This window comes from Bradyrhizobium sp. Kon69 (genome assembly GCF_055807515.1).
The window spans coordinates 1-1,646 of the sequence record NZ_JBVVOS010000075.1; the positions used below are offsets into that span (position 1 = coordinate 1).

Annotated in this window: 2 protein-coding genes; one reads left to right on the forward strand and one right to left on the reverse strand. The window is 59.2% G+C overall.

Annotated elements, in window-relative coordinates; translation table 11 throughout:
- Positions 1-203: ATP-binding cassette domain-containing protein (locus AC0L3U_RS38210; protein WP_473285250.1), on the reverse strand; the 203-nt coding region annotated here is incomplete at its 3' end.
- A gap of 62 nt (positions 204-265) precedes the next feature.
- On the opposite strand from AC0L3U_RS38210, the gene AC0L3U_RS38215 reads away from it, so the two are divergent.
- A complete protein-coding gene (locus tag AC0L3U_RS38215) occupies positions 266-1,075 on the forward strand; it encodes an IclR family transcriptional regulator (protein WP_259219134.1) in 810 nt (269 codons plus the stop codon).
- Positions 1,076-1,646 lie beyond the last annotated feature (571 nt).

Genomic DNA, 1,646 nt, shown 5'->3' on the forward strand with positions numbered 1-1,646 from the left:
TTTTGGAACACGACCCCGATATTGCGCCTGTGCACTGGCAGCCCAGTTACGGAACGAGCACCGATAGAGATCTCGCCGAGCGGTTGGGGTCTTGGACCCGTAACCATCATCAATGTCGTCGTTTTTCCGGAGCCGCTCGACCCGACAAAAGAGACGAACTCGCCAGCCCCGGCCTGAACCGAGACATTATCAATCGCTGGCACGCCGCAGTACTCGTTACAGATTCACTCTACGTGTATGAACGCCTTGTAGCCGAGGTATTTCGATGAATTCTGGCAAACGTTCTCCAAGCAATCGCGGCCGAGCCGTCGGAGAGGTTACGACCGTCCAACGCGCGTTGAATTTGCTGAGGGTTGTCGGCGCGAGTGAAAAGCCGATCGGTGTAAATGAGATCGCGCGCCGTCTAGGAAAGCATGCAAGCGCAGTTTCCAGGACACTGGCGACCCTTGAACACAACCGATTTGTCGAGCGCGACGACGAGACTGGCCGCTTTGTGCTCGGAGTTGAGCTTATCGCGCTCGCGAGCAGACTTCTTGGTGAACTCGATGTGGTCAGGGTGGCGCGACCTTACCTGGAAGAACTTGCCGAGCGCGCGAGGGAGTCGGCCTCGCTCAGTCTTTGGAACAAGACGGAGGCGATCAATGTCGAGCATGCACTTGGCCCCGGTTCGATCAAGCACATCGCAGCACCCGGGCGTCGCAACCCGGCCCACTGCACGGCTAGTGGAAAAGCTATGCTGTCGCAAATGGTTGGCTCCACGCTGGATGAGGTTTTGGCACTCGGCCTCGAATGCTACACGGAGCGGACAATCACTGATGCGAGCGCTCTGGAACGCGAGCTGTGCAGCATTCGCGAGAGAGGATACGCGCTCAACGTGGGAGAGTTCATTCCCGAGATTGCCTCGATCGCGGCCGTCGTCCTCGATCGGAGGGGACGAGTTGCGGCCGCAATTGCCATCACGATGCCGGTATTTCATTTTAGTCAGCAAAGTGAACGGCAGCTGGCACCTCTTGTCATGAATGCGGCGGCGACTGTCTCGCGGCGTCTAGGATATCGTGGCGCACAGCCGATATGATCGGCCACATCCGAACTCGTGTAGATGCGCACTACCAATTAAGCAAGGGATGCGCGCAGACGGTCCGCAGCACATCGCTATGGATATCGGCGACCAATCGCTGTCAAGCGACGTCCGGATTTAAGGCGGCATATCAAGGCGAGCACCGCATGGACCGCAGCTATGTCAAAGGCCGCGACAGAGATCGCATCAATGCGGTCCTCGCCAGGATCGGCCAAAACATCGGCCCGCTCCGCGATGGCTAGCAGAACTCTTGCGTGCCATCGTGAGGGCGTTGCCCAAAAACCGTCGCGGCTCAAAATATCGCTCGACCAGTGGTCGCCCGCGGCCTCAGAGGACCCACGAGCCCAATAATGGCTTGATCGTTCGACAGTCGGCGCGCGCTCTCTGAAGATCAGATCAGCGACCGTTTGGCGTTCGGCAGCTGCGACCGCAAGCGGCTACCCAGCCGCGCGACATCATTCAAGTACGGCAGCCGTAATCGAGCCCGGGTGATTGCGGTGAGATCCAGGTTGGCCGAAACGACCTGCTCGCCAAGGCCGGCGCGGGCGAGATCCTCGCCATCCGGACC